The 25,908-nt window shown below is 38.7% G+C and carries 28 protein-coding genes and 1 tRNA gene; 16 read left to right on the top strand and 13 right to left on the bottom strand.

Going from position 1 to position 25,908, the window contains the following annotated elements; genetic code table 11:
• Nucleotides 1–32 precede the first annotated feature (32 nt).
• The gene (lepA, locus tag KIV10_RS02875) at nucleotides 33–1,829 is read right to left on the bottom strand and encodes a translation elongation factor 4 (protein WP_214111974.1); all 1,797 of its coding nucleotides are present in this window, start codon (nucleotides 1,827–1,829) and stop codon (nucleotides 33–35) included.
• A gap of 212 nt (nucleotides 1,830–2,041) precedes the next feature.
• On the opposite strand from lepA, the gene KIV10_RS02870 reads away from it, so the two are divergent.
• The gene (locus tag KIV10_RS02870) at nucleotides 2,042–4,459 is read left to right on the top strand and encodes a TonB-dependent receptor domain-containing protein (protein ID WP_214111973.1); all 2,418 of its coding nucleotides are present in this window, start codon (nucleotides 2,042–2,044) and stop codon (nucleotides 4,457–4,459) included.
• 62 nt (nucleotides 4,460–4,521) lie between these two features.
• A complete protein-coding gene (dusB, locus tag KIV10_RS02865; protein WP_214111972.1) occupies nucleotides 4,522–5,514 on the top strand; it encodes a tRNA dihydrouridine synthase DusB in 993 nt (330 codons plus the stop codon).
• 67 nt (nucleotides 5,515–5,581) lie between these two features.
• Here the strand turns inward: dusB and KIV10_RS02860 are convergent, their stop codons facing one another.
• The 5 genes from KIV10_RS02860 to rbfA all read right to left on the bottom strand — a co-directional run bounded on the left by KIV10_RS02860 (nucleotide 5,582) and on the right by rbfA (nucleotide 9,692).
• Nucleotides 5,582–6,118 carry a hypothetical protein gene (locus KIV10_RS02860; protein ID WP_214111971.1) on the bottom strand — a complete coding sequence of 179 codons (537 nt, stop codon included), beginning with the start codon at nucleotides 6,116–6,118 and terminating at the stop codon, nucleotides 5,582–5,584.
• Between the two features lie 7 nt (nucleotides 6,119–6,125).
• Nucleotides 6,126–7,376 carry a T9SS type A sorting domain-containing protein gene (locus KIV10_RS02855; protein WP_214111970.1) on the bottom strand — a complete coding sequence of 417 codons (1,251 nt, stop codon included), beginning with the start codon at nucleotides 7,374–7,376 and terminating at the stop codon, nucleotides 6,126–6,128.
• 348 nt (nucleotides 7,377–7,724) lie between these two features.
• Entirely contained in the window at nucleotides 7,725–7,937 is a 213-nt protein-coding gene (locus KIV10_RS02850) for a hypothetical protein (RefSeq protein ID WP_214111969.1), read from the bottom strand.
• Nucleotides 7,938–8,089: 152 nt separating this feature from the next.
• Nucleotides 8,090–9,295 (bottom strand): ABC transporter permease, encoded by a 1,206-nt coding sequence (locus KIV10_RS02845; RefSeq protein ID WP_214111968.1) that lies wholly within the window; start codon nucleotides 9,293–9,295, stop codon nucleotides 8,090–8,092.
• A gap of 1 nt (nucleotide 9,296) precedes the next feature.
• The gene (gene rbfA, locus KIV10_RS02840; RefSeq protein ID WP_214111967.1) at nucleotides 9,297–9,692 is read right to left on the bottom strand and encodes a 30S ribosome-binding factor RbfA; all 396 of its coding nucleotides are present in this window, start codon (nucleotides 9,690–9,692) and stop codon (nucleotides 9,297–9,299) included.
• A 109-nt stretch (nucleotides 9,693–9,801) separates the two neighbouring features.
• Between rbfA and mce the strand changes: the two genes are divergently transcribed.
• The 3 genes from mce (at nucleotide 9,802) to KIV10_RS02825 (ending at nucleotide 10,727) form a co-directional block, all read left to right on the top strand.
• Nucleotides 9,802–10,212: a methylmalonyl-CoA epimerase gene (mce, locus tag KIV10_RS02835; RefSeq protein WP_214111966.1), complete on the top strand. Its 411-nt coding sequence runs from the start codon at nucleotides 9,802–9,804 to the stop codon at nucleotides 10,210–10,212.
• A gap of 44 nt (nucleotides 10,213–10,256) precedes the next feature.
• Nucleotides 10,257–10,330, top strand: a tRNA-Ile gene (locus KIV10_RS02830).
• 199 nt (nucleotides 10,331–10,529) lie between these two features.
• Entirely contained in the window at nucleotides 10,530–10,727 is a 198-nt protein-coding gene (locus tag KIV10_RS02825; protein ID WP_214111965.1) for a hypothetical protein, read from the top strand.
• Here the strand turns inward: KIV10_RS02825 and KIV10_RS02820 are convergent.
• Entirely contained in the window at nucleotides 10,708–11,295 is a 588-nt protein-coding gene (locus KIV10_RS02820) for a riboflavin synthase (RefSeq protein WP_214111964.1), read from the bottom strand. The two genes, KIV10_RS02825 and KIV10_RS02820, sit on opposite strands and share 20 nt — an antisense overlap.
• Before the next feature lie 57 nt (nucleotides 11,296–11,352).
• Between KIV10_RS02820 and pdxA the strand changes: the two genes are divergently transcribed.
• The 9 genes from pdxA (at nucleotide 11,353) to KIV10_RS02775 (ending at nucleotide 18,790) form a co-directional block, all read left to right on the top strand.
• Nucleotides 11,353–12,420 (top strand): 4-hydroxythreonine-4-phosphate dehydrogenase PdxA, encoded by a 1,068-nt coding sequence (gene pdxA, locus KIV10_RS02815; RefSeq protein WP_214111963.1) that lies wholly within the window; start codon nucleotides 11,353–11,355, stop codon nucleotides 12,418–12,420.
• Between the two features lie 76 nt (nucleotides 12,421–12,496).
• Nucleotides 12,497–13,042, top strand: a complete 546-nt coding sequence (locus KIV10_RS02810; protein ID WP_214111962.1) for a YceD family protein — start codon at nucleotides 12,497–12,499, stop codon at nucleotides 13,040–13,042.
• A gap of 9 nt (nucleotides 13,043–13,051) precedes the next feature.
• Nucleotides 13,052–13,249: a 50S ribosomal protein L32 gene (rpmF, locus tag KIV10_RS02805; RefSeq protein WP_214111961.1), complete on the top strand. Its 198-nt coding sequence runs from the start codon at nucleotides 13,052–13,054 to the stop codon at nucleotides 13,247–13,249.
• A gap of 169 nt (nucleotides 13,250–13,418) precedes the next feature.
• The gene (locus KIV10_RS02800) at nucleotides 13,419–14,417 is read left to right on the top strand and encodes a beta-ketoacyl-ACP synthase III (protein WP_214111960.1); all 999 of its coding nucleotides are present in this window, start codon (nucleotides 13,419–13,421) and stop codon (nucleotides 14,415–14,417) included.
• A gap of 34 nt (nucleotides 14,418–14,451) precedes the next feature.
• Nucleotides 14,452–14,943 (top strand): acetyl-CoA carboxylase biotin carboxyl carrier protein, encoded by a 492-nt coding sequence (gene accB, locus KIV10_RS02795; RefSeq protein ID WP_214111959.1) that lies wholly within the window; start codon nucleotides 14,452–14,454, stop codon nucleotides 14,941–14,943.
• An 82-nt stretch (nucleotides 14,944–15,025) separates the two neighbouring features.
• The gene (gene accC / locus KIV10_RS02790) at nucleotides 15,026–16,378 is read left to right on the top strand and encodes an acetyl-CoA carboxylase biotin carboxylase subunit (protein ID WP_214111958.1); all 1,353 of its coding nucleotides are present in this window, start codon (nucleotides 15,026–15,028) and stop codon (nucleotides 16,376–16,378) included.
• A 134-nt stretch (nucleotides 16,379–16,512) separates the two neighbouring features.
• Nucleotides 16,513–17,625: an NAD(P)/FAD-dependent oxidoreductase gene (locus tag KIV10_RS02785; RefSeq protein WP_214111957.1), complete on the top strand. Its 1,113-nt coding sequence runs from the start codon at nucleotides 16,513–16,515 to the stop codon at nucleotides 17,623–17,625.
• Complete coding sequence (gene mtgA / locus KIV10_RS02780) at nucleotides 17,622–18,335, top strand: monofunctional biosynthetic peptidoglycan transglycosylase (protein ID WP_214111956.1); 714 nt, start codon at nucleotides 17,622–17,624, stop codon at nucleotides 18,333–18,335. Before KIV10_RS02785 ends, mtgA begins: the two co-directional genes overlap by 4 nt.
• Complete coding sequence (locus tag KIV10_RS02775) at nucleotides 18,332–18,790, top strand: 3-oxoacyl-ACP synthase (RefSeq protein WP_214111955.1); 459 nt, start codon at nucleotides 18,332–18,334, stop codon at nucleotides 18,788–18,790. The genes mtgA and KIV10_RS02775 overlap by 4 nt, the downstream gene beginning before the upstream one ends.
• A 2-nt stretch (nucleotides 18,791–18,792) precedes the next feature.
• Here the strand turns inward: KIV10_RS02775 and KIV10_RS02770 are convergent, their stop codons facing one another.
• Nucleotides 18,793–21,018 (bottom strand): FUSC family protein, encoded by a 2,226-nt coding sequence (locus tag KIV10_RS02770; RefSeq protein WP_214111954.1) that lies wholly within the window; start codon nucleotides 21,016–21,018, stop codon nucleotides 18,793–18,795.
• A gap of 183 nt (nucleotides 21,019–21,201) precedes the next feature.
• Between KIV10_RS02770 and KIV10_RS02765 the strand changes: the two genes are divergently transcribed.
• Nucleotides 21,202–22,197 (top strand): NADP-dependent oxidoreductase, encoded by a 996-nt coding sequence (locus KIV10_RS02765; protein ID WP_214111953.1) that lies wholly within the window; start codon nucleotides 21,202–21,204, stop codon nucleotides 22,195–22,197.
• Here the strand turns inward: KIV10_RS02765 and KIV10_RS02760 are convergent.
• The 5 genes from KIV10_RS02760 to KIV10_RS02740 are packed head-to-tail and all read right to left on the bottom strand — an operon-like array spanning nucleotide 22,194 to nucleotide 25,170.
• Nucleotides 22,194–23,150: an ABC transporter ATP-binding protein gene (locus KIV10_RS02760; protein ID WP_214111952.1), complete on the bottom strand. Its 957-nt coding sequence runs from the start codon at nucleotides 23,148–23,150 to the stop codon at nucleotides 22,194–22,196. The genes KIV10_RS02765 and KIV10_RS02760 overlap by 4 nt on opposite strands.
• Before the next feature lie 34 nt (nucleotides 23,151–23,184).
• A complete protein-coding gene (locus KIV10_RS02755; RefSeq protein ID WP_214111951.1) occupies nucleotides 23,185–23,580 on the bottom strand; it encodes a hypothetical protein in 396 nt (131 codons plus the stop codon).
• A 3-nt stretch (nucleotides 23,581–23,583) separates the two neighbouring features.
• Nucleotides 23,584–23,748, bottom strand: coding sequence for a hypothetical protein (locus KIV10_RS02750; protein ID WP_214111950.1), 165 nt, complete (start codon nucleotides 23,746–23,748; stop codon nucleotides 23,584–23,586).
• Nucleotides 23,749–23,773: 25 nt separating this feature from the next.
• The gene (pheS, locus tag KIV10_RS02745) at nucleotides 23,774–24,793 is read right to left on the bottom strand and encodes a phenylalanine--tRNA ligase subunit alpha (RefSeq protein WP_214111949.1); all 1,020 of its coding nucleotides are present in this window, start codon (nucleotides 24,791–24,793) and stop codon (nucleotides 23,774–23,776) included.
• A 20-nt stretch (nucleotides 24,794–24,813) separates the two neighbouring features.
• Nucleotides 24,814–25,170, bottom strand: a complete 357-nt coding sequence (locus KIV10_RS02740; protein WP_214111948.1) for a hypothetical protein — start codon at nucleotides 25,168–25,170, stop codon at nucleotides 24,814–24,816.
• A gap of 158 nt (nucleotides 25,171–25,328) precedes the next feature.
• On the opposite strand from KIV10_RS02740, the gene KIV10_RS02735 reads away from it, so the two are divergent.
• Entirely contained in the window at nucleotides 25,329–25,883 is a 555-nt protein-coding gene (locus KIV10_RS02735) for a CvpA family protein (RefSeq protein ID WP_214111947.1), read from the top strand.
• The last annotated feature ends 25 nt before the right edge of the window (nucleotides 25,884–25,908 follow it).

Below are 25,908 nucleotides of genomic sequence, written 5' to 3'. Positions count from 1 at the left end.
ATAAGCCCCGATATTTCGGGGCTTTTTTCTTTTTAGTCATTAAGTTTTAAAACGGCCATAAACGCTTCCTGCGGAATTTCAACATTACCTACCTGGCGCATTCGTTTTTTACCTTTTTTCTGTTTCTCAAGAAGTTTTCGCTTACGCGAAATATCACCACCATAACATTTTGCGGTAACATCCTTTCTTAAGGCCTTCACCGTTTCGCGGGCGATAATCTTGGCGCCTATGGCTGCTTGGATAGGAATATCGAACTGTTGCCGCGGAATCAATTCTCTCAATTTCTCACACATTTTTTTGCCAATATCGTAGGCATTGTCACGGTGCAATAATGCCGAAAGCGCATCAACCGTATTTCCGTTCAATAATACATCTACTTTAACAAGATGGGAGGTGCGCATTCCAATTGGAGAGTAATCGAAAGAAGCATAACCCTTGGAAACCGTTTTCAATCGATCATAAAAATCGAATACAATTTCTGCCAAAGGCATATCAAATGTTAGTTCCACGCGCTCTGTGGTTAAATAAGTTTGGTTGGTGATTTCACCTCTTTTTTCAATACAAAGTGACATCACAGAACCAACAAAATCTGACTTTGTTATAATGGTAGCCTTGATATACGGTTCTTCAACGCGGTTCAATTTTGATGGATCCGGAAGATCTGATGGGTTGTTAACCAAAACCGCAACTTCCGGCTCTTTGTTAGTATAAGCGTGATACGACACGTTAGGAACGGTTGTGATGACCGTCATGTCAAATTCACGTTCCAGTCTTTCTTGAATAATTTCCAAATGGAGCATTCCCAAAAAACCACAGCGGAAACCAAACCCCAGTGCCGCAGAACTCTCGGGAGCAAAAACTAATGAAGCATCATTCAATTGAAGCTTCTCCATTGAGTTTCTCAATTCTTCGTAATCTTCAGTATCCACGGGATAAATTCCTGCAAAGACCATTGGTTTTACATCCTCAAATCCTTCAATCATATTGACTGTTGGGTTTTTGGAATCTGTAATGGTATCTCCCACTTTTACTTCTTTTGCTTCTTTTATGCCGGTAATTAAGTATCCAACATCTCCCGTTTTTATAACATCCTTGGGCTGTTGTTTCAATTTCAGGGTTCCCACTTCATCAGCATAATAACTTTTCCCGGTAGCCATGAATTTTATGTGTTGTCCTTTTTTTATTTCCCCATTCAAAACCCGGAAATAGGTTTCAACACCTCTAAAGGGATTAAATACAGAATCAAATATCAATGCCTGTAAGGATTCTTCGGGATTTCCCTTTGGCGGCGGAATTCTTTCAATAATTGCCGTCAAGATTTCGTTTATTCCCAAGCCAGTTTTGGCACTAGCGGGAATTACTTCTTCGGGTTTGCAACCCAAAAGATCCACAATATCATCCGTTACTTCCTCGGGATTCGCGGAGGGAAGATCAACTTTATTCAATACGGGAATAATTTCCAAATCATTTTCAAGGGCCAAATACAAATTTGAAATGGTCTGCGCTTGAATGCTTTGCGCAGCATCCACAATCAACAATGCCCCTTCACAGGCAGCGATGGAGCGTGACACTTCATATGAAAAGTCTACGTGGCCGGGAGTGTCGATAAGATTCAATATATATTTTTCGCCATTGTGCACATAATCCATCTGTATGGCGTGGCTTTTTATGGTAATGCCGCGCTCGCGTTCCAGGTCCATGCTATCAAGCAATTGGTCCTGCTTTTCACGATCGGTAACGGTTCCTGTGGCGTCCAAAAGTCTGTCCGCCAGCGTACTCTTACCATGATCAATGTGCGCGATGATGCAAAAATTTCGAATATTCTTCATATATATCGTTCTCCTCTGTATAAGCTGCAAATATAGATTTAAAACAACGATTTTTAAACCAAATAAAAAAAGTGTTCAAAAAACTTGAGCAAGAAAGATTTTAATAAAAATTTTATTAACATATTTGTAAGGTAGGGATTGTAAACCAATTACTACAAAATTTTCTCCCCATAATATGTTCATGGCTTAGCCATTAATACGTCGTGTTGTCTATGAAAGGAATTTTATTTTTTCTTTTTGCGCTCCAGGCTTCTTGGGGTATAGCGCAAGATTTTACCATTGGAGGGAGAATTACGGATTCCAACCGTAACCCTATTTCATTTGCAAATATTTTATTGTATAAGGAAGATTCCGAAACTCCTTTAAAGGGGGTTTCCACCGCTGATGATGGTACATTCTCAATAGAAAAAGTCCCTAGCGGAAACTACAAATATTCCATAAGTTATCTGGGGTTTGATACGTTGAATGCGCCGATTGTGGTTGCAGGAAATTTGGATTTGGGTGATTTAATTTTGAAAGAAAACACCCAAGCGCTCGACGAGACCGTGGTTACCGCAAAATTGCCAACCATAAAAAAAACGGTTGGAAAACTGGTCTTTAATGTTGAAAACACTTCACTTTCCGTGGGCAATACCATGGATTTGTTGAAGAAAACGCCCGGCATAGTGGTAGTGGGTGAAGGCATTCAAATTAAATTTTCATCACCAACGGTTTACATCAATGGAAAACGCGTGTATTTATCGCAAAGTGAAATAGTTTCCCTTTTGGAAAATACCGATGCCGCCAATATTAAATCCATTGAAGTGATTACGAATCCATCTGCAAAATTTGACGCGGATTCGGGAACGGTTCTCAATATTGTGACTTCTAAAGCGATTTCAATTGGCTATAAAGGTTCGGTAAATTCAACTTTTACGCAGGGAGTTTATCCAAAATATAATTTTGGGACCTCACATTTCTATAAAAACAATTGGCTGAATCTCTACGGAAGCTATAATTATAACACAAAAAAGGAATATAAATCTGATTTCAATTATATCCGATTTTTTGAAGTTGATGAGGTTTCAACAAAATCCATTTGGGAAACAGATTTTAACCGTACCACAAATTCTGAAAACCATAATGCAAATGTGGTTATGGATTTTACGCTGGATGAAAAAAATTCGCTGAGTTTTACTTCAAATATTTCTATTTCCCCTGAAGTTACTTTCGACAATACTGGTTTTGCTTCCATTTACAATCCGCAACGCCAGCTGGATTCGGTGTTTACAACGTTGAGCGATGTTATTTTCAATAAGGAAAATCTAACTTTTAATTTAGATTATACAAGGCAATTGGGAAATGAAGGCGCACAATTTACCGCTGCTGCGAATTATATTTATTACAATCACAATCAAAACCAGAATGTTATCACAGATTATTTTTTACCGGATAATACATTTTTGCGAAACAATAGTTTTTACACTGAATCTCATCAACAGAGCAATATCTTTACTAGCCAAGCAGATATTTCAGTACCACTTTGGGGCGGAACGCTTGAGTCAGGATTGAAATTCAGCAATATTGATACCGACAGCAAACTCGATTTTTTTGATGTAGACAGTAACGTGACTTCATTCAATAATTTACTTTCAGACGATTTTAATTACAAAGAAAACGTCTATGCAGAGTATATAAATTATGAAAAGGAGTGGGAAAAATGGACAGTAATCGCGGGACTTCGCGGGGAGTATACAGATATTGATGCCTTTTCGCGTGTTTTGGGTGAAGTAAATACACAGCAATATTTTTGGCTTTTTCCATCTGCATCTATTTATCATAATTTTAATGAAAATAATGGACTTGGCTTGAGTTACAATCGTAGCATAACGCGCCCGCGTTACCAAAGTTTGAATCCGTTTCGATATTTTATCACAGAAAATAATTTTTTTGGTGGAAACCCTAATCTACAGCCAGCAATAACTGACAGAATTACGCTGAGCTACGACTATAAAAGCAAATGGTTTTTCAGCCTTTACTATGAAAATATAGACAATGCGCTCGGACTTTTAACTTTTCAGGATAATGAAAATAGTATTTTGCGCACCGTTGATGCCAATTTGATTAAAGAATATCAATATAGTTTCGACATACTTTTTTACGATTCTCTCTACAAATGGTGGTGGTTTCAAATAGCAACTTCCACCTATTACTTGGCAAATGAATTTAGTGCCTTGGAAAGCTCCCAAGAAAGTTATAAAAATGATACGTTTGGGCAGTACTTACAAATGGCGAGCAATTTTGCGCTTTCAAAAGACCGCTCATTTACTGCTGATCTTTCAGGTATGTATATTTCAAATTTCGTAACCGGGAACAGATATTTTAAAAACCAAAGTTCCATAAACATTTCTTTCAGAAAAGAATTTTGGGACAAGCGCGCAAGTTTGACCGTGGGTGTGGATGATATTTTTAATACGCTGGATGATGTGGCCTCAGTAGCGCAATATTACAATCAGGACAATCGCTTTTTAGTTGATGCCGAAAATAGACTTTTCAGGATTGGATTCAGATATAATTTTGGAAATGCCCGACTTCGCGATAACAACAAGCAAATCCAAACGGATGAAGGAAACAGACTTCAGGGCAATTAATTTTCAAGAAATCCATATATTATTGATATTTACTACTTTTGCATTTCAAAAATAAAAAGGAATTGCCAAAAATAGCAGATATACAATTGCCCGATTTTCCGTTGCTTTTAGCGCCCATGGAAGATGTGAGTGACCCACCGTTCCGCGCGCTGTGTAAGGAACAGGGTGCCGATGTGGTCTTTACTGAATTTATTTCTTCTGAAGGGCTTATTCGCGACGCCGCAAAAAGCGTGATGAAACTGGACATCTACGAAAAGGAACGTCCCGTGGGAATCCAGATTTTTGGTGCCGTGCTGGATTCCATGCTCAAAAGTGTGGAAATAGTGGAAGCCAGCGGCCCAGATATGATCGACATCAACTTTGGCTGTCCCGTGAAAAAAGTGGTTTCAAAAGGAGCCGGCGCGGGAATTCTGAAAGATATTGACCTAATGGTAAGCCTAACCGAGGCAATGGTAAAGCACACCAAACTTCCTATTACCGTAAAAACACGTTTGGGCTGGGACCATGATTCCATAAAAATTGTTGAAGTTGCTGAGCGTTTACAGGATGTAGGCTGCCAAGCCCTTTCCATCCACGGCCGTACGCGCGCGCAAATGTATAAAGGTGAAGCGGATTGGAAGCCTATTGCTGAAGTAAAAAACAACCCACGAATGCACATTCCAATCTTTGGCAATGGTGATGTGGATACGCCCGAAAAAGCAATGGAAATGCGTGATACATATGGGCTGGACGGAGCTATGATTGGTCGTGCGAGCATCGGATATCCATGGTTTTTTAAGGAAGTGAAACATTACTTTAAAACTGGGGAGCACGCTGCCCCGCCAACAATGGCAGAACGCGTTTATGCTGCCAAAAGGCATTTGCAAATGGCAATTGACTGGAAAGGGGAACAGTTGGGGGTTTTTGAGACCCGCCGCCATTATACCAACTATTTTAAGGGAATACCCAACTTTAAGGAATACCGAATGAAAATGGTAACCAGTGATGATTCCGCCTCGGTTTTTGATGCTTTTGATGAGGTTTTGGAAGTGTTTGGGGATTTTGAGTTTGCTTGATTAATGTATAAAACCTCCCAACACTGCGGCTGAAAGGTTTTGATATTGCATTTTTTAAATTCAAAAATTATTTTTGAATGGTTATGTAATATTGGCTTAATCCTTCTATAACATTAAATTGCTGTTCATTTATATAAAATGTAAATGTTCTGCTATCAGGGCTTTTGGTTCGCACATCGTGGATTTTTAGCGTATCTATATCCTCATTTGGGTACCGCAATAACCAATATTTATCTTTTACCCAAGTTTCATTTTCGTCAATATCCCGCCCTTCCGCACCGGACGCAAACTCCAATGGCAGATAATCTGAGTCGCAAGAAGCGGTGCCACCACATTTTATACCAAATAAAACCCCGTTGCCAGTTTGCGATTCCAAGGCAAGTTTTCCCATATCCTCCCATATAAATTGATTATTTCCTATTGCGCTCATTCCAAAAGGATTATTTGATATTTCGACCTCCCCATCTTCATAAACACTTCCGTCCATTTTTAAAAGTTCAAAATTTAAATCATATGTAACGGGTACTCCATTTGAAGGGCTACCGTCTTTTTGACAACCTGTGACCAAAAGGCTTATTGCAAGTATTAAAATGAATGTTTTCATGGTTTTATTATTTAATTATTAATTTTTTTATTATGGTAGCATTATCTACTGTCAAATAGATAAAATAAATTCCGGTTGGATAATTTTGAAGATTTAGATGAAATTTATTTTCTGAAATATTATATTGTTGAAACAATATTCTTCCTTGTGCATCCCTTACATTTATTCCATATATTTCTTTTAAAGGCCAAAATATACTCACTTCTGCTACGGCTGGATTTGGGTATAGTTTAATTTCTTCTTCACTAATAAATTCTTGCATATTTTCTTCTGCAAAAGGCTTGCCGGGATCTGGGGCAAAACATTGTTCCGCTGGTGGTGGATCTCCGTGGGTAATTATTTTATGCCTATAGGTTATGGAAGAACACGGCCCTGTTACTTGCAATGTAAGCCAAGTCTGGTTTGATGGATTGGGAAGGAGTTTAATATTTACATTTGTTGTACCTTGGCCATAATTTATAATCCCATCCGTTATAGTCCAATAATAACTTGCCCCCGAAAGTGGCGCTACATTGTAATTGTAATTAAAACCATTCTGCGCACAAGCAGTATCATAACCGTTAATCTGGAAAGAATAAAAATCTCCAATCGTTCTAGTCCTTGAATTATAGCCACATCCCGGAGTAACCTTTACATAACCTCCATCATTATTTGATGCCTGTACACTTATACTATTTGTGCCCTGACCACCTGTAATGGAAAGATTGCTTGAAGTTTCCCAAAAATAACTAGAAACCCCAGGGAGATTGGCCACAGAATAATAGCCCGTTTGACCACTACAGATATAATTGGAGCCACTTAAGGAATAGAAAGGATGGTTTATACCTATTTGGTTATAGTAATAATTCATCTTACCAATTTGCAAAGGGGAAAAATAGTTACGACAATTGTAATAAGTATAGCTCATAACATTATTTGTGTTTGGTGTCCATACATCACCCCAGTTATCTGTATATGAAGTATCGGTATAGTTACAATCATTATCGACTAAACCTAATATTTCTGGATCTGCAGCAGTATCACAAAAATAGTCCCCATTAACCTCACATTTAAGTTTGTTATACGTGCCGGTACATCCTATTTCCTGTCTCCTGGTTCTGCTTACAGATTCTTGCAGGCAATCACCACAACCTCCATTATTATCATGACCTATACTTCTTGAGGCATTATGGGTATGGTCTAAATCTAATGTATGCCCAATTTCATGAGCCAGTATAGAACCTATCTTTGAAACACCATAATCTAATGTATGAACCACGCAAGAAAATCTTTTAGCTTCGGAATCACTTGGTCGATTTGCCTTACCTGCCCACGCTGTGGTATTGCTGTTAATAATAAAGTGAACATTTATCGCCCCAAAAACTTTATTACTTAAACATATACCACTAAAATGGCCATCCCCATCATTGGTATATAGACTATAATTTATTTCGCCAATATCACAAAGTAAGTAAAACCTTAAATTGGTGTTTCCAAAGACTTCATTTAGTTTATCTATAACTTGATAAACTTGCGTTAAACTAATATTCCCCGTGCCATTATCGTTACGCCATACCCACGCTTTTATGGGAATTTCCCTAATTATAGGAGCAGCAGCCTTATTTTGTTAATTCTCATCTCTTCCTATATAATTACCATAAGTATCCAGATTCTCCAGATAATCTTCAGGCATATAATATCCATTTTCCCTTAATACATCCAAAAGGGCTTTACTGTTTCCATAAAAAGGATCACGTAAATGAACATCTTCCATTTTAAGAGTACCGCAAGAAAATTTATCATCCTCTTGGCTAAAAAGAGAATAATTGAATAAAGACAAAAAAATAGAAATCCTACCTTAAAAAAGGTGGTGCCACGCAAAATTTGATTTTTCATAATGAAGAATTTTAACGGTTAAACTTTTTCTATGGGATATCTTCAACCAATGTTAAGTTAAAATTTTCTTAAAATCAAATTATCTTTTGGTTAAGTTTATATCAACAACTTTTCCCGGACACGGCTCGCCGCAATTGCGGAAGCCAGTATTCCCAACACGCTAATGGTTACAAAAACGAGTAAAATATTGATAAGCTCCAATTTTACTGGATAAGGCAATGTACTTGTAATTGCTACAAATTCAAACTGAAGTTGTGCGAGCACGGCAATAATTCCCAAAAAAATACCAAGCGTTCCGCCCAAAACGGTCATCAGCGTTCCCTGCAAAAAGAAAATCCTGCGTATTTCCTTCAGTGAAGCGCCTATATTATAAAGCGTCTTTATGTTTTTCCGCTTATCCAGCACCATCATAATAATGGAACCAATTACGTTGAAAAGTGCGATGATGAGTACCAACGTAAAGATCAAATACACTGCAATATTTTCGGTATTCAACATTTTGTAGAGCGCGTCGTTCTGCTGGATTCGATTTTTTATAAGAATTCCTTCGGGAAAAATTTTTGCAATTTCAGCTCGCACATTTTCTTCGGAAGCATTGGGCTTCAATTTTATTTCAATAGAGGAAATTTTGGTGCTGTCCAGTGAAAGTAGATTTCGGGCAAATTCCAAATCTGAAAAAACGTACTTGGAATTCAAATCTTCGTTTACCTGATATACCCCTGAAACAACCACTTTTTCATTATTAAAAGCCTGTGTGGGATCGAGCGTATTTATTTGGCCCGTGCCTGGCCTTGGGACGTAAATTTCCAAAAGATTTAAATAATCCCGAAATCCAAGCGAAAGTTTCGAGGAAGTGCCAAGCCCGATGACCACTTCATTTTCGCCTGGCACCATCCAATCTCCAGCAATCATAATACTGTCCAGAATGGTTACATTTCCGTAGTTTTCATCTACACCTTTTATATATGCAATGTGGTTTTTTCCTTTGAAATGTAGAAATACGCGCTCCTCGATTATTTGGGAGGATGTTGAAATACCATCAATCTGTTTTAGTTTTTTCGCTTCGGCAGTGGAAAATGTAAATGTTTTACCACTTTCGGGCAGGATTTTCAAATCACTGTCAAAAACATTCGTAAACTGAAGGCTAAAATCCTTAAGACCAGAAAATCCGGAAAGTACTATAAACAGAGACATTGCACCCACCACCACACCAATTGCCGCAATAATGGTAATTATGTTGATGGCATTGTTGCTACTCTTTGAAAAAAGATAGCGCTTGGCGATATAAAGGGAAAAATTCAAGTTATGATTTTTTTCTTTTGGGAAGCAAATCAGGATTTTTCAACGGATTTTCCTCACCTTTTACAGCTTTATCTATGCGCTCAATATATTCCAAAGAATCATCATTATAAAAATGGATGTCTGGCATTTTGCGTAGTTGGTTCTTTGTAAGCTGCGCTATTTGATGCTTTATCTGCGGCTTTAACCTATTTAGTTCTTCAACAATAACTTTTGCTTTATCGGCAGGGAAAACGCTCACAAAAACTTTTGAAATGGAGAGATCCGTGGTCACGCTTACCTTGCTCACCGATATTATAATTCCCATTTGTCCCGCTTCGCGAAGCATACCTTGCAGCACATTGGCAAGGTCATTTTGCAGAACGCCCGCAATTTTCTTTTGTCTGTTACTTTCTTCCATAATGCAAAAATAGCACAATTAATCGCACTTAATGATAACGGTTCTCACAGGCGCGTTCAAATTCAGAATTAATTAGTTTGTATTTTTGAAAATCTGTAAAATTAAGAATATGAATAAAATCGAGCATATAGGCATAGCCGTAAAAAACATCAACGAAGCCAATAAAATTTATGAATTACTTTTGGGCAAACCACCTTATAAAAGTGAGAAAGTGGAAAGTGAAGGCGTAGAAACCTCTTTTTTTGAATGTGGCGAGAGCAAGATTGAATTGTTGGAAGCAACAAATAGCAATAGCGCAATAGCCAAGTTTATTGAGAAGCGGGGAGAGGGGATTCATCACATCGCATTTGCGGTGAATGATATAAAAGCTGAAATGGCACGTCTAAAGGATGAAGGTTTCATACTTTTAAATGAAGAACCTAAAAAAGGCGCAGACAATAAATGGGTGGCTTTTTTGCATCCAAAATCGGCCAACGGTGTATTGGTAGAACTCTGCCAAGAAATAAATAACCAAAAATAGTTTTGCCGTATTTGCAAAGTGTTTTACATTTGCAGACCATTATCGGTCCCATAGCTCAGCTGGTTAGAGCATCTGACTCATAATCAGAGGGTCCATGGTTCGAGCCCATGTGGGACCACATTTATAAAGCCTTGCTATGCAGGGCTTTTTTATTTTAAATCCAAAAGGGCTTCCTTATCGTATAAGGATAAAGTTTGAAAGAATTTTCTGAATCAAAACTTTTATTAAAATAGTGATAATGAAGTTTTTTGGTCGGGAATAAAAAAAATTATTACTTTAGGCGCATAATTACGATCCCAAATCGTTAATACTTAACCATGAGTTTTTTAATTTACAGTTTATTGTTTTTGGTGCAAGCCAATAAAGCGGCGCCCCCACCACCAGATGAACAATATGAAGTTGATGCTCCACAGTTCCCAATAGATGATTCTATTTGGATTTTAATGGTGTTAGGATTATTACTCGGTATCTATTTTATTTACAAGCATTCACAATCTACAAATAGCCCTGCATAAGACGTTTCACGTATTTGCCTATTACATCAAATTCCAGATTCACGGAATCGCCTATTCTTAAATCCATAAAATTTGTATTTTCAAACGTATACGGAATAATTGCTACGCTAAATTCGTTTTTCTTGGAATTCACAACGGTCAAGCTTACACCATTTACAGTAATGGAGCCTTTTTCAACGGTTTGATTATGGGAGCTATCATATTCAAAAGTAAAAATCCAACTCCCACCAACTTCCTCAATATTTTTGCAAATGCCCATTCCATCCACATGTCCCTGAACAATGTGACCATCGAGCCTATCGCCCAACTTCATTGCGCGCTCTAAATTTATGGACTCCCCTTTTTTCAAATTTTTCAAATTTGTTTTTTGCAAGGTTTCGGCAATAGCCGTTACGGTATAAAAATCATCTTTTACTTTAACAACAGTTAAGCACACACCGTTGTGCGATACGCTTTGATCAATTTTTAACTCCTGCGCAAGTGGACTTTGTATGGTAATGTGCAAATTTCCGCCGTCACTTTCCAGTTTGGCAATTTTAGCAACCGTTTCAATAATTCCTGTAAACATCGGTGTATTTAATTACATTTGTAGCGCAAAAATAAGAATTATAAAAGCGCTAGCGTAATGAGCAAAGAGGATAAAATTGTAGTAGGAATATCCATTGGCGACATCAATGGCATAGGGAGTGAAATTGTTCTTAAAACCTTCGAGGATGCACGGATGCTCGAATTCTGTACCCCGGTTATTTTCGCTTCGGTAAAACTCATGTCTTTTTTCAAAAAGCATTTTGAAATTGATATCAACTTCCACGGAATCGATAAAATTGAAGATTTGGTCCCCAAAAAAATAAATGTGCTCAATGTTTGGAAAGAACACGTGGACGTAACCTTTGGAGAAGAAAATAAAACGGGCGGCGAGTATGCAATAAAATCATTGCGCTCAGCGGTTTCTGAATTGAAAAACGGAAAAATAGACGCGCTAGTCACCGCTCCCATAAACAAATCGAATATACAATCTGAAGATTTCAATTTTCCAGGGCATACAGATTTTCTGGCGAAAGAACTGCAGGGCGAAAGTTTGATGCTCATGATTTCTGAAGATCTTAGGGTCGGGTTATTGACGGACCACGTGGCAGTAAAAGATGTAGTTAAAAATATTACCCGTGAACGCATCGATAAAAAAATCAATACTATTTACCACACGTTGGTCACCGATTTTGGTATTGAAAGGCCAAAAATCGCTGTATTGGGCATAAATCCACACAATGGCGACAATGGTGTTATTGGTGCCGAGGATGATGAATTGTTGAGGCCTGCATTGGATAATATTCGTAAAAATGGGAAGATGGTTTTTGGACCATATGCCGCGGATAGTTTTTTTGGCAGCCTCAATTACAAAAATTTTGATGCAATCATTGCGAGCTATCACGACCAAGGATTGGTGCCTTTCAAAACATTGTCTTTTGGAAAGGGCGTAAATTTTACCGCAGGCCTCAATAAAGTTAGGACTTCGCCCGATCACGGAACTGCTTTTGATTTGGCCGGTAAAAATGAAGCCAACTGTGAATCCTTTAGAGAAGCCGTCTTCAGCGCAATTTCAATTTTTGAAACACGCGCGCAATACGCTGAGATTTCGAAAAATCCATTACAACCGGCAAAGAAAAAATTATATACAAAAAAGAAATCGAAATAATAATTTCTGATTAAAAAAAATTTTTATCTTTGCACCCGCCTTATCCGTAAGGTTAAGGTCTCAAATAGGTGTGAAAATGAAGGATCTGAAAGAATTTACCATCCCATTCGTGGGGCTGAAGTTAGGAAAACACCATTTTAACTTTGAACTGAATAAAGCGTTCTTTGAGCATTTTGAGTATGAAGAATTTAATGATGCAAACATTAAACTCGATGTACTTCTTGAAAAAATGAGCACGTTAATGGATTTTACGTTGACTTTCAACGGAACTGTCAATGTCGCGTGCGATGTAACAAACGAGCCGTATAACCAGATAATTTCTGGCACATATCATTTTGTGGTTAAATTTGGAGAGGAGTACAATGATGAAAATGAAGATTTACTTATACTGCCACACGGAAGTTATGAAGTGAACATTCAGCAATACGTTTACGAGTCTATAGTTTTGGCAATGCCCGCCCGCAGGATACACCCGGGCGTTCAAGACGGAACATTAAAGAGCGAAATACTCGATAAACTTGAAGAATTAAGCCCAAAGGCATCAACCGAAGAGTTTGAGCCGGAGGACGATACAACAGATCCCCGATGGGATTCATTAAAAAAACTATTAACGGATAAATAATAAATAGCAATGGCACATCCTAAGAGAAAAATCTCGAAAACCAGAAGAGATAAGAGAAGAACGCATTACAAAGCTACTGCCCCTACAATTGCAATAGACCCAACAACTGGTGAATCACACCTTTTTCACAGGGCTCACTGGCATGAAGGTAAAATGTACTACCGAGGTCAAGTTGTAATTGACAAAACGGAAGAAGTAGAAGCTTAATTAATATAATTACAGGCTAAAACTCTCACTGAAAAGTGAGGGTTTTTTTGTTTTTAACTTTTTGCGGAGCCAAAAACAGCAGGGATTTTACCTTTTTCAGAAGAAAATTTAGTAATTTTCCTCACTTTTAAAGGTTTTTAGGCCTTTTTTTGAATTTTAATTAAATTCTATGAATAATATCACAGCAGCTATTACCGCTGTAGGGAGCTACGTGCCAGACTTCGTTTTATCAAACAAAGTTTTGGAAACCATGGTAGATACCAACGATGAATGGATTACTTCACGAACCGGAATCAAAGAAAGAAGAATATTAAAGGATAAAGATAAAGGAACTTCATATTTGGCCATTCAGGCCGCAAAAAATTTACTAGAAAAAAGCAACGTTGACCCAGCCGATATTGATATGGTCATTATGGCTACCGCCACTCCAGATATGCCAGTAGCGGCAACGGGGGTTTATGTGGCCACACAAATTGGCGCCGTTAATGCTTTTTCATATGATCTGGTTGCTGCATGTTCCAGTTTTCTTTTTGGAATGTCAACTGCGGCACGTTATATAGAATCTGGAAAGTATAAAAAAGTTCTTTTAATTGGTGCGGACAAAATGTCTTCTATAATTGATTATACAGATAGGACTACTTGTATAATTTTTGGAGATGGCGCCGGCGCTGTTCTCTTTGAGCCCAATGAAGAGCAACTTGGACTAAGGGACGAATACCTGAGATCTGACGGCGTGGGAAGACCATTCCTTAAAATTGATGCGGGTGGCTCTTTACTTCCTCCTACGGTCGAAACTGTTTCAAATAAGCAACATTACGTTTTTCAGGAAGGTAAAACGGTTTTTAAATTTGCCGTGTCAAATATGGCGGACGTTTGCGAAAAAGTAATGCATCGCAACAATCTTACGGGCAAGGACGTGCACTGGTTAGTACCCCATCAAGCCAATAAGCGTATAATAGATGCAGCAGCTTCAAGAATGAAATTGCCAGAAGAAAAAGTGATGATAAACATACACAAATATGGAAATACTACTTCAGCAACATTGCCACTTTGTTTGGCAGACTACGAAAAACAACTTAAAAAAGGAGATAATTTAGTATTTGCCTCATTTGGTGGAGGTTTTACTTGGGGTGCCGTTTATCTTAAATGGGCCTACGATTCAAAATAATATAACCCAACAACACAGATTAAAAATTTAAACTATGGATTTAAAAGATATTCAAAATCTAATCAAGTTCGTGGCAAAAAGCGGCGCCAGTGAAGTTAAACTCGAAACCGAAGACATAAAAATTACAATCAAAACAGGATCTGAAGAAGGTAAGGGCGAGACCACTTACATTCAGCAAATTCCTGCGATGGCGGCGCAACCTCAAATGCAGCAGCAACCCCAAATGCAACAACAACCTGCTGCCGCTCCAGAAGCAGCACCAGCTCAAACTGATGCAGATTCAAAATATGTAACCATAAAATCACCCATAATAGGTACTTTCTACAGAAAACCGTCCCCAGACAAACCTGTTTTTGTTGAGGTTGGCGATACTGTGAGCGTGGGCGACGTGCTTTGCGTTATTGAGGCAATGAAACTTTTTAACGAAATTGAGAGTGAAATCTCGGGTAAAATAGTAAAAGTTTTGGTTGATGATTCTTCTCCGGTAGAGTTTGACCAGCCCTTATTTTTAGTAGATCCATCATAAATATAAACTTCAAATCCTAAATCTCAAATTCCAACACTTCTATGGAATCTGTTTTTTGGTATTTGTCATTTAATGAAAAGTTATGTTTAAAAAGATATTGATTGCAAATAGGGGCGAAATCGCGTTGCGTATCATTCGAACCTGTAAAGAAATGGGTATAAAGACGGTTGCTGTTTACTCAAAAGCTGATGAAGAAAGTCTGCACGTCCGTTTTGCAGATGAAGCTGTATGCATTGGCCCACCACCCAGCAACCTTAGCTACTTAAAAATGTCGAATATTATTGCTGCCGCAGAAATTACAAATGCGGACGCAATACACCCTGGGTATGGATTTTTATCTGAAAATTCTAAATTTTCCAGAATCTGCCAAGAGCACGGAATAAAATTTATCGGCGCTTCTCCAGAAATGATTGAGCGTATGGGCGACAAGGCTTCTGCCAAAGCCACTATGAAAGCTGCTGGTGTCCCTACTGTTCCCGGTAGTGATGGTATTATTGAATCCTACGAAAAATGTGAAAAGCTGGCTGAAGAGGTAGGCTATCCGGTAATGCTAAAAGCAACTGCTGGTGGAGGCGGAAAAGGGATGCGCGCGGTTTGGAAAAAGGAGGATTTGAAAAAAGCTTGGGAAAGCGCACGCCAAGAAGCATCTGCGGCCTTTGGGAATGATGGAATGTATATGGAGAAACTCATTGAGGAGCCTCGCCATATTGAAATCCAAATTGTGGGCGATAGCACTGGAAAAGCATGCCATTTAAGTGAACGCGATTGTTCCGTACAACGTCGCCACCAAAAACTCACCGAGGAAACGCCTAGTCCTTTTATGACGAAGAAACTTCGAAATGATATGGGTCTAGCAGCTGTAAAAGCAGCCGAATTTATTAAATATGAAGGCGCAGGAACTATAGAATTTTTGGTGGATAAGCATCGAAATTTTTACTTCATGGAAATGAATACCCGTATTCAGGTGGAACATCCCATCACGGAACAGGTTATAGATTATGATTTAATTCGCGAGCAAATCTTGGTTGCCGCTGGCGTTCCCATTTCGGGTAAAAACTATACGCCCCAACTTCATTCCATAGAATGTAGAATAAACGCGGAAGATCCTTATAATGATTTTCGTCCGTCACCGGGAAAAATAACCGTCCTTCACGCGCCGGGCGGCCACGGTGTGCGTCTGGACACGCACGTATACGCTGGTTACACCATTCCGCCAAATTACGATTCCATGATTGCAAAATTGATAACCACTGCGCAAACAAGGGAAGAAGCCATCAATAAAATGAAGCGCGCGCTGGACGAATTCGTGATTGAAGGCATTAAAACTACCATTCCTTTCCACCGCCAACTTATGGATGAACCGGATTATGTGTCTGGAAACTACACTACCGCTTTTATGAATACATTCAAAATGAATGAGCCGGAAGAGGAGTAATAAGTCGAAGTTAGCAATCGAAATAGACAGTTATTTACTGCCCACTATTACTAAATACTGAAAACTTTCAAAAAGCATCAAATCCCAAAAAAGGTATCTTTGGAATTTGGTGCTTTTTTGATTTAAATTTTTATATGAATTTTTCTTATTGGGAATATAGAACTTGGCTTTCCAACATTGATTTTGCTATTGTTGGCAGCGGCATTGTGGGGTTAAACTGCGCTTTGGAGCTTCGGAAAAAATATCCCAAAAGCAAAATTGTCATATTTGAACGTGGAACATTGCCAAGCGGCGCAAGCACCAAAAATGCGGGATTTGCTTGTTTCGGAAGTATTTCTGAAATTCTTGAGGATTTAAAAAACCATTCCGAGGAAGAGGTTGTCCAACTTGTGGAGAATAGGGTGGAAGGTTTGAAATTGCTGCGCGAAACTTTGGGAGAAAGGCAATTGGATTATCAAGAATATGGAGGTTATGAGCTTTTCACAAATGAAGATTCTGAACTTTTTGAACGCTGTAGATCAAAAATAAATGAAGTGAATAAATTACTGAAGCCTATTTTTAAGGATGAAATTTTTTCTTTAAAGGAAAATACCTTCGGGTTTGAAAATATTAAGAATAACCTTATTTACAGCAAATTTGAAGGACAGATAGACACGGGTAAAATGATGTACGGGCTTCTTAAAAAAGCAGCTGAGCAAAACATTTTAATATTGAATGGCTCAAAAATAGATACCGTGGAAGATAAGGGTACGGAGGTTTTGCTCCAATTAAATTCTTCAGAAATAAAAGCAAATAAAGTTTTCATTGCCACAAATGGTTTTGCGAAGCAATTTTTAAAGGAAGATGTAGAGCCCGCAAGGGCACAAGTATTAATCACAAAACCTATTGAAAATCTAAAGATAAAAGGCACATTTCATCTTGAAAAGGGTTACTATTATTTCAGAAATGTTGAGAATAGAATCCTTTTTGGCGGAGGTAGAAATCTCGACTTTAAAACTGAGGAAACAACCCAAATGGAACTGACGGATTTAGTTCAAAATACGTTAGAGCGATTGCTTAAAAATGTAATTTTGCCCAAACAAAAATTTGAAATCGATCAACGATGGAGCGGTATTATGGGAATGGGAAAACAGAAAAAACCAATAATAAAACCCGTTTCAACAAATGTGTTTTGTGGCGTGCGCCTGGGCGGAATGGGCGTGGCCATAGGCAGTTCCATTGGTAAAAACTTAGCAGATTTATTATGATTAAAAAAATACTCAAATTCTTTTTAAAATTATTTCTTTGGTTTGTGGGGCTATCCGTTTTGTGGGTGCTTCTGTACAAATTCGTGCCCGTGCCGTACACTTCGCTTATGGCAATCCGCGCTTTTGAGGGCGATGAAAAATATGAAACGCGGCACGATTGGATACCCATTGAAGAAATTTCACCCAACCTTCAACTAGCAGTAATCTGCGCCGAAGACCAAAATTTTTTAAGCCATAACGGTTTCAGTCGCGCAGCCATTGAGAAGGCTTTGGAGAACAATAAAAAAGGAAAAAAGCTTAGGGGCGGAAGTACCATTTCGCAACAGACCGCAAAAAATGTTTTTCTTTGGCCCGAACGAAGCTGGTTCAGAAAAGGAATGGAAGCGTATTTTACGCTTTTAATTGAAGCTCTTTGGAGCAAGGAGCGAATTTTGGAAGTATATTTAAACAGTATTGAAATGGGCAATGGCGTGTTTGGTGCAGAGGCAGCATCACATTATTGGTTTAAAAAGCCCGCAGCTAAATTGAGCCGCGAAAATGCGGGCGCACTTGCTTCAATTTTACCGAGCCCGCAAAAATATAGGGCAAACCCGCCCGGCCCTTACGTGGCCCGCAGAACGCAATGGGTGGTACAGCAAATGCGCTACCACGGGAAATTTACATTAGAGAAAAAGGAACCAAAAGAAGATAAAAAGAAAAAGAAGAAATGAACATAGTAGATTTAAAATCTGTATTGCTGCAACATTGCCAAAAGCAGGTTGACAATCGCTATTTGAAAATTAAACAAACTATTGCAGACATTGAGGAATCGCTTTTGGAAGAGTCGAAAAGCAGTAGTGGCGATAAACACGAGACTGGCCGTGCAATGCTACAGATAGACCGTGAAAATACGGGCAAACAGCTTGTGGAAATTGAAAAAAGCCTACAACTTCTTAAAAAAATAGACTTACAAGCAACATCAGATTACGCACGTTTGGGCAGTTTGGTTTACACGGATAGGTTTATTTATTTTATCAGTCTTTCTATTGGCTCGGTTTCTATTGAGAAGGCAGACTATCTTTGCGTGGCGCTCAATTCTCCAGTGGGAATGTTGCTTTCCGGCAAAAAGAAGGACGAGGAATTTGTGCTGAACGGAATTACTTATAAAATCAATAAGGTGAAGTAAATCTATATTTCCCGCAACAACTTCGGCATTTTTTCGCTCATGGCCAAGAGCCATTTCAATTGTTCGCGGATGAGGTGGGCTTCCTCCAATTGCACGTACAAATTTGCTTCGTCTTTTTTACTTTTACTGGAGGTTTCAACACGCATTTGTTTTCCAAAGGTGTTTTCAAAAATATCTTCTTCTTTTTCAGAATTTCCCTCCACTGAAATTTCTTCATTTAAAATAGCTTCGGAATGCAATAGATTCTGCACAATTCTGCCGGTAACCTTATTGAAATTTGACGAAGCCGGAGTCGTGGGCCTATTCATTATAAATGTACTGAGCGAAGCCAAGGAAGATAGAAATGTATGGTTGAGCACTACTATTTCATAGACTTTATCCAAATTTTGCTGCCGGGATTTTGGTTCCTGCGTCATTCGCTGGAATGCCGTACTCAATTTAGACATTGCCAAAAATGCCTTCTTCCGTGACGGTTTATATTCGGAAGAAATTGTTCCTTTCTTATTGTAAAAATTGATTATTTCTTCCAAATACATCCTGCTGGAAGCAATGGTGTCCAAAAGTGTTTTGTGAATTCCGTGGATTTCCCACGCTGGCCACAGCAGTAAATTTCCGGCCGTCGCCAGTCCTGCGCCAATGAGCGTATCCACAATTCGATATTGAATAACATTGAAAATATCTGGCCGCAACAGCGCGTAAATAAATACAACACTCAATGTAATAAAAGTCGCTGCGGCTTTATAATTGCGCTGTACCATTGAAAAGGCAATTACAAGCGTGGCTATGGCCAAAATGCCGTAAACCATTACATTTTGGGTTAGCAGAACAATCCCAACCGCAATTACGCCACCTATTAATGTGCCAATGGTTCGCTCTTTGGAACGTGATTTTGTAAGCCCATACGTGGGCCTCATAATAACGATAAGCGTTAATAAAATCCAGTACGGATTTTGTAATGAAAATAGCATTCCCACACCATATCCTATCATTGTCATAACGCCCAACCGCAAAGAATGCTTGAAAATAGGGGAGCTGAGATTGAAATTTTCGATTAGAACCTGCAATCCGTAGTTTTGTTTCGTCAAGAATCTGCGGGCGTCCTCTTTTTTTATAAACGAAATGTTACTGTTGTCTGAATTGCTCAGCAACCATTCAATTTTACGGATTTTCTTTACTTGGTCTTTTTGATATTTGTAAAGATTCCGAAGCATAAGCACATTTTCATCTGCTTTACTTTCTACGGTAGCTCTGTATTTCGAAATGTCATTCTTTATTTTTTCCAAATAACTTTGCATCGCATCGCTTTTCCGAAGCTTTTTGGGTGTAGAAATGTAGGCCGCAACGGCGGTTAACCTTCGGCTCATGGCAAAAAGCAAATCCTGAAAATTCTGGAGCTGGTGCGGCTGGCTTTTGTAGAGCAAATCGGTTTTATCATAATTTACTGGATTTGCCATTGCCAGCTCAAGAATATCCACCAGTTGTACGAAAATAAGCAACCGTTTTCCTTCATAATCAGATTTTCCCGAGACCGTACGGCTGGCAATCAATATCTCACGAAGTGTTTCGTGGGTTGCCGTTAATTCGGTCTGTGTGGTTAGCAATTTCTTTAGAAGCTCACTTCTATCCTTGTTTTCTCCAACCAATTCGCCTCGCGTGCGTAAATAGTCTGCGGTAAGTTTTAGGGTTTTTGATAGAAAATATTCCGTTTGTCCTTTAGGATAAATATAGTGCCAGGCAAAAGCCAAACAAGCATACCAAATTCCTCCCGCGCCAATCAACAGCACGCGCTCATACGGAGGCATAGTGTTTGAAATATTTGAAAAGCTGAGCACAAGCGCAAAAAGCCCCGAAAAACTTATAAGCGAAGCGCGAAAACCGTAAATGGAAATATAGGAAATGCCGAACATCAAAACTCCCAAAATTGGAAACAAAAGCCACAGGGAAAGATGAAGATATGCGCCAATCAAGCTTACGGCCATAGCCAGAAGCGTTGCCAATAAAATACCGGCAACCTTGTGGTGTATGCTTCCGCTTACATCGCTGGGAGAAGCTAGCATAGCACCCACGGTAATCGTGATGCCAAGAGGCAGCATATCCAGTTTTATTCCCAATAAAATGGGAATGGTAAGCGCAATACCCAACAAGATTGCCTTTGAAAAATCGGCACTTTTAAAGTATTCCACAAGATCGTAGAATGTTGTTTTCAGAATATTTTTGGGCGCCTTCAATTCAATTTTTTAATTGGTGCAAAGGTATTGTGCAGTGTGCTTAAACTCGTTAATCTTTTCAGAAAAATAGCTTGAAGTGTTTATTCTGAATTTTTCTTAAATAAATCAAAAGCAGGAATATCCTGCATTTTTAAATGGTAATTTTACGTTTCAGCTGAAAATTAATTTCAAAAATAGTATAGAATGAACCAAGAAATTCTGCTCAAGAAAAGACCCACCGGAAAACCTTCGCTTAAAGATTTTGAATTTGCGGATATCGAAAAACCGAAACCCAAAGACGGCGAAATACTTTTGAGAACAAAATTTGTATCTGTAGATCCCTACTTACGTGGTAGAATGCGCGATGAGGAATCGTACATTCCGCCTTTTAAAGTGGGTGAACCCATAGAATCCGGTATCATCGCTGAAGTTGTTGAATCAAATAACAAAAATTTCAAAAAGGGAGAATTTGTTAACGGGATGTTGCAATGGAAAAAATTCCAGACCTCAAATGGGAATGGTCTTAACAAAGTTGACAATGAAAAGGCCCCGCTCAAAGCATATTTGGGTGTTTTGGGACTTACTGGAATGACGGCATATTTGGGACTTAAAAAAATTGGAAAAATCCAGAAAGGCGAAACGCTTTTGGTTTCCGGAGCTGCCGGAGCTGTGGGCAGCATCGTTGGGCAAATAGGGAAGATAAAAGGTTGCAAAGTGGTAGGTGTCGCTGGAACTGATGAAAAGATTGAACGCATCACGGAGAAATTCGGTTTTGATGAAGGCATCAATTATAAAACCACAAAAGATATGAAAAAGGCGATTGAAAAGGCTTGCCCAGATGGTGTGGACGTTTATTTTGATAATGTGGGCGGCGAAATGCTTGATGCTGCTCTGCCAAATATGAATAGATATGGGCGTATTATTAACTGCGGTGCCATTTCGCTATATAATGAAACCGAAACGCAGACTGGACCGCGTGTGGAGCAATATTTAATAAAGAATAGCTTGACAATGCAGGGGTTCATCGTGAGGGATTATGTGAAGGATTTTGGTCCCGCCCAAAAACGGTTGGCGCAATGGATGGAAGAAGATAAGTTGAATTATTTGGAAACTACCGTTGAAGGTTTTGAAAACATTCCCAAAGCGTTTCTCGATCTTTTTGAAGGGAAAAACAAAGGAAAAATGATTGTGGTGGTTTAGGCATTTTCCAAATATTGCAAATACACATCCTCGTTCTTTTTTAATTGGGATGTGCTATTGAAGAAAATGATTTTTCCATTAAAAATCGCTTCAATTAAAAAATGGGTTCCTTTAAAATAGGATTTTATTACGTGCACTAGCAGCTGCGTTTTTTCTTCTGAAATCCTTAATTGATGCGGAAAAACAATGATTTCTTCTGAAGAATTTTCTTTTGAATGAAGCACGCTTTTTGGAAGCAGATTCGCTTCTCCAAAAAATCCAGCTTGGTATTCGGTAGAAATGTCATTGTAAATAGATTCCGGTGTTGCGTACATTTCCATAGTTCCGTTTTTCAGCATCATAATTTGGTCTGAAAATGATAGTGCCTCTTCACTGTCATGGGTTGCGGTGATACAACTGATGTTTTTTTCCCGTAAATAATTGAAGATTTTTCGTTGCAATTTATTTTTTCTAAAAACGTCAATATTGCTAAAAGGTTCGTCGAGCAATAGAATTTCCGGCTCTTTTGCCAAGGCTTTTGCCAATACGACGCGCTGTTTTTGTCCGCCACTCAAATTTTTTACAAGCGTATGTTTAAAAGTTTCCATTTCAACGGTGGACAAAAGTGCATCAATGCGCTTTTCATCTTTTTCTTCATCCAAGCGGGATAAGTGCGAACCCAGATTTTCCGCTACCGTACTAAAGGGCATAATATTGAATTCCTGCGCTACTAATTTCATAAATGGCTCGCCGGGAATCAATGCGTTTTTTGGCCCAAGAAGTTGTTTGTTATTGTAGTAAATTTTCCCATTTTCCAAATGAAGCAAGCCGTAGATAAGATGGAGAAGTGTTGACTTACCGCAACCGCTTTCGCCCAAAATGCTGAGGTGTTCGCCAGCCTTCAGCGTAAAATTTATATCCTTTAAAATGATTTTTTCAGAATAGGAAAAGGAATCGATTTCAACTTTTAGCATCGGCTATTTATGAATATTTACTTCAGAAAAATTTTTACCTCGCCAGTATCCCCTCAACTTCCAAGACTGGGATCTCTTCAGCATTTTCTTCAAAAATACTATGGGGCGCAAAAGTGAATTTTCGCTCAAACAATTTGTTTTCGGCAAAAAACGTCAATAAATATTCATTAGTAAATCCTAAAACTTCGGTGGTAATAAATTCAACTTTTGAAGCCGTTTTAGGCTGGAGTGTTCCCATATTATGGCGCAATGTTGCCGTTTTTCTGTCCTCACTCGCTCCGCGGGACATCACCAAAACCGTATCAATTGCATCTTCGCGATTGTTGATGACGTATACATTCCATTGTTGTCCAGTAAAATCTTTGTCCCATTCTTTTACTGCAACTATGTGTACGTTTTTTGCCTTGGGGATTTCAATATCCTTCCGCATCCTTTAATCTTTGGTTTTCCACATAATCCACACTGCGAGAAGGGCAATGCACATTATACCGAGCAAAATGGCACCAACTACGATTTTAATTGCCGCGATTACGAAAGTAAGGTAGGCAACAGCAAGCGCAACGATTATTAAAAGCGCGATGGCAAGATATTTTTTCATAAAAAGATTTTTTTAAAGATACAATTTAAAGCACACTTTTAAACTGTTCCAAAAAGCGAACGTCATTTTCGCTGAACATCCGTATATCTGGAATTTGGTGGAGCAAGAGTGCAATCCTGTCTATCCCCATACCAAAAGCAAATCCGGAGTAAATTTCTGGGTCTATGCCACAATTTTTCAGAACATTTGGGTCTACCATTCCGCAGCCCATAATTTCCAGCCAACCGGTGCCTTTGGTCATTTTATAATCGGTTTCGGTTTCAAGGCCCCAATACACGTCCACTTCTGCGCTTGGTTCCGTGAACGGAAAGTATGAAGGGCGCAAACGGATTTTTGATTTCCCGAACATTTCGGTAGTAAAATATTGAAGCGTTTGCTTTAAATCTGCGAAACTTACACCTTTGTCAACATAAAGCCCCTCCACTTGGTGAAAAAAGCAATGGGACCGGGCAGAGATGGCCTCGTTGCGATAAACCCGTCCAGGCGAAATGGTCCTAATAGGAGGTTTGTTATTTTCCATGTAACGAACCTGAACTGAAGAAGTATGCGTGCGCAGCAGAACGTCCGGGTTTGTTTGGATGAAAAAAGTATCCTGCATATCCCGTGCGGGATGATATTCTGGCAGGTTCAATGCGGTGAAATTATGCCAATCGTCTTCAATTTCTGGACCTTCGGAAACGTTGAAGCCTATGCGCGAAAAAATTTCAATAATTCTGTTTTTTACTATCGAAATGGGGTGCCGTGAACCTAGCGCAACAGGCTGGCCGGGACGCGAAAGATCTCCGTAAACCGTTTTTGACTCCTGTGAATTTTCAATGGCTTCCTTCAGTGAATTGACTTTGTTCTCCGCAGCATTTTTCAGGGCATTGATTACCTGGCCAAAATCCTTTTTTTGATCGTTCGGTACATTTTTGAATTCTGCAAAAAAGCCTGTCAACAGACCGTTTCTACCTAAATATTTTATACGGAAGTTTTCAATCTCCTCTTTGTTTGTGGAGGAAAATGCTTCAACTTCGGCTAAATGTTCTTTTATTTTTTCTATCATTTGTAAATGGTATTTGCACCTTAAACTATCACTTCCTTTTCCAAAAAATAATGGACAATGGCTTCTTTCATTAAAACGCTTTGTTCGCCCGCTTTTAGCGTAGGCAATTGTTCCAAAATTTTATAATGTGGCCAGCCCTGCTCGTCAAAATAATCAAATTCATAATACCCATACGGCTCCAAAAGCCTGCAAATGGCAATGTGCATTAAGTTGAGCTTTTCGTCTTTTTTGAACTTACGATGCAGCTGCCCCAATTCCTGGATTCCTATTAAATATATAATAGCATCAAGGTTTAAAATTTGCCCATCGGCAAAACGGTCTCCCAGCATTTTCACCACTGCATCCCAGCGTTCCCGTAATTGTTCGTCGCGCGCCATTCTTTCAAAAATTTATGCTACAAATGTACTTGTTAATTATGGATTTTGAAATTCAAATAAATTAACCCATAATGTATGCTCGGTAAATATTTCTTCTGAAATGGGGAAAATCCAACTCGATGCTTATTAATTGGTATCTTTATATGAAAATTAGAAGTATGAATACACTCGACGTCATTATTGGAGTTATTTTGATTATCGCGTTTTTTATGGGATTCAGCAAAGGGCTGTTGCGGGCTTTGGCATCTTTGGTAGGTATTGTTGTCGGCGTGTATTGTGCCCTTTTTTTCAGGGAGCCCGTGGGCGATTATTTGATACGCTGGTTTGACTGGAGTGCAGATACTACCAGTGCGGTGGCATTCATTTTAACGCTTGTTTTGGTGATGATTCTTTTTTCAATTTTGGGAAGAATATTGACAAAAGTCGCGGATTTTGCGATGCTGGGGATATTCAATAAAATTTTTGGCGGAATTTTTAATGTGCTGAAATATTCCTTTTTGCTGAGTGTTGTCTTTATGCTCGTTAATTCTTCTGAAAGTTATAGAATTCTTTCTGATACAGAACGGGAAGATTCAAAGTTATATCCCACAATAGTTGCAATTGCACCGGCTATTCTGCCAAAAGTAATGGAAGAAATCAACGAATACGAAACAGAAAATTTTGACGAAGAAAAAGAGGGACTTTTTGAAAATCCAGAAAATCCCTCCAGTTAATTTTATGCAGAAGCGCTATTTTGCT

This window comes from Aequorivita echinoideorum (assembly GCF_018476645.1).
Classification (GTDB): Bacteria; Bacteroidota; Bacteroidia; order Flavobacteriales; family Flavobacteriaceae; genus Aequorivita; species Aequorivita echinoideorum.
The sequence above is the reverse complement of the archived record's forward strand: the minus strand, read 5'-3'. Positions and strand labels throughout refer to the sequence as shown.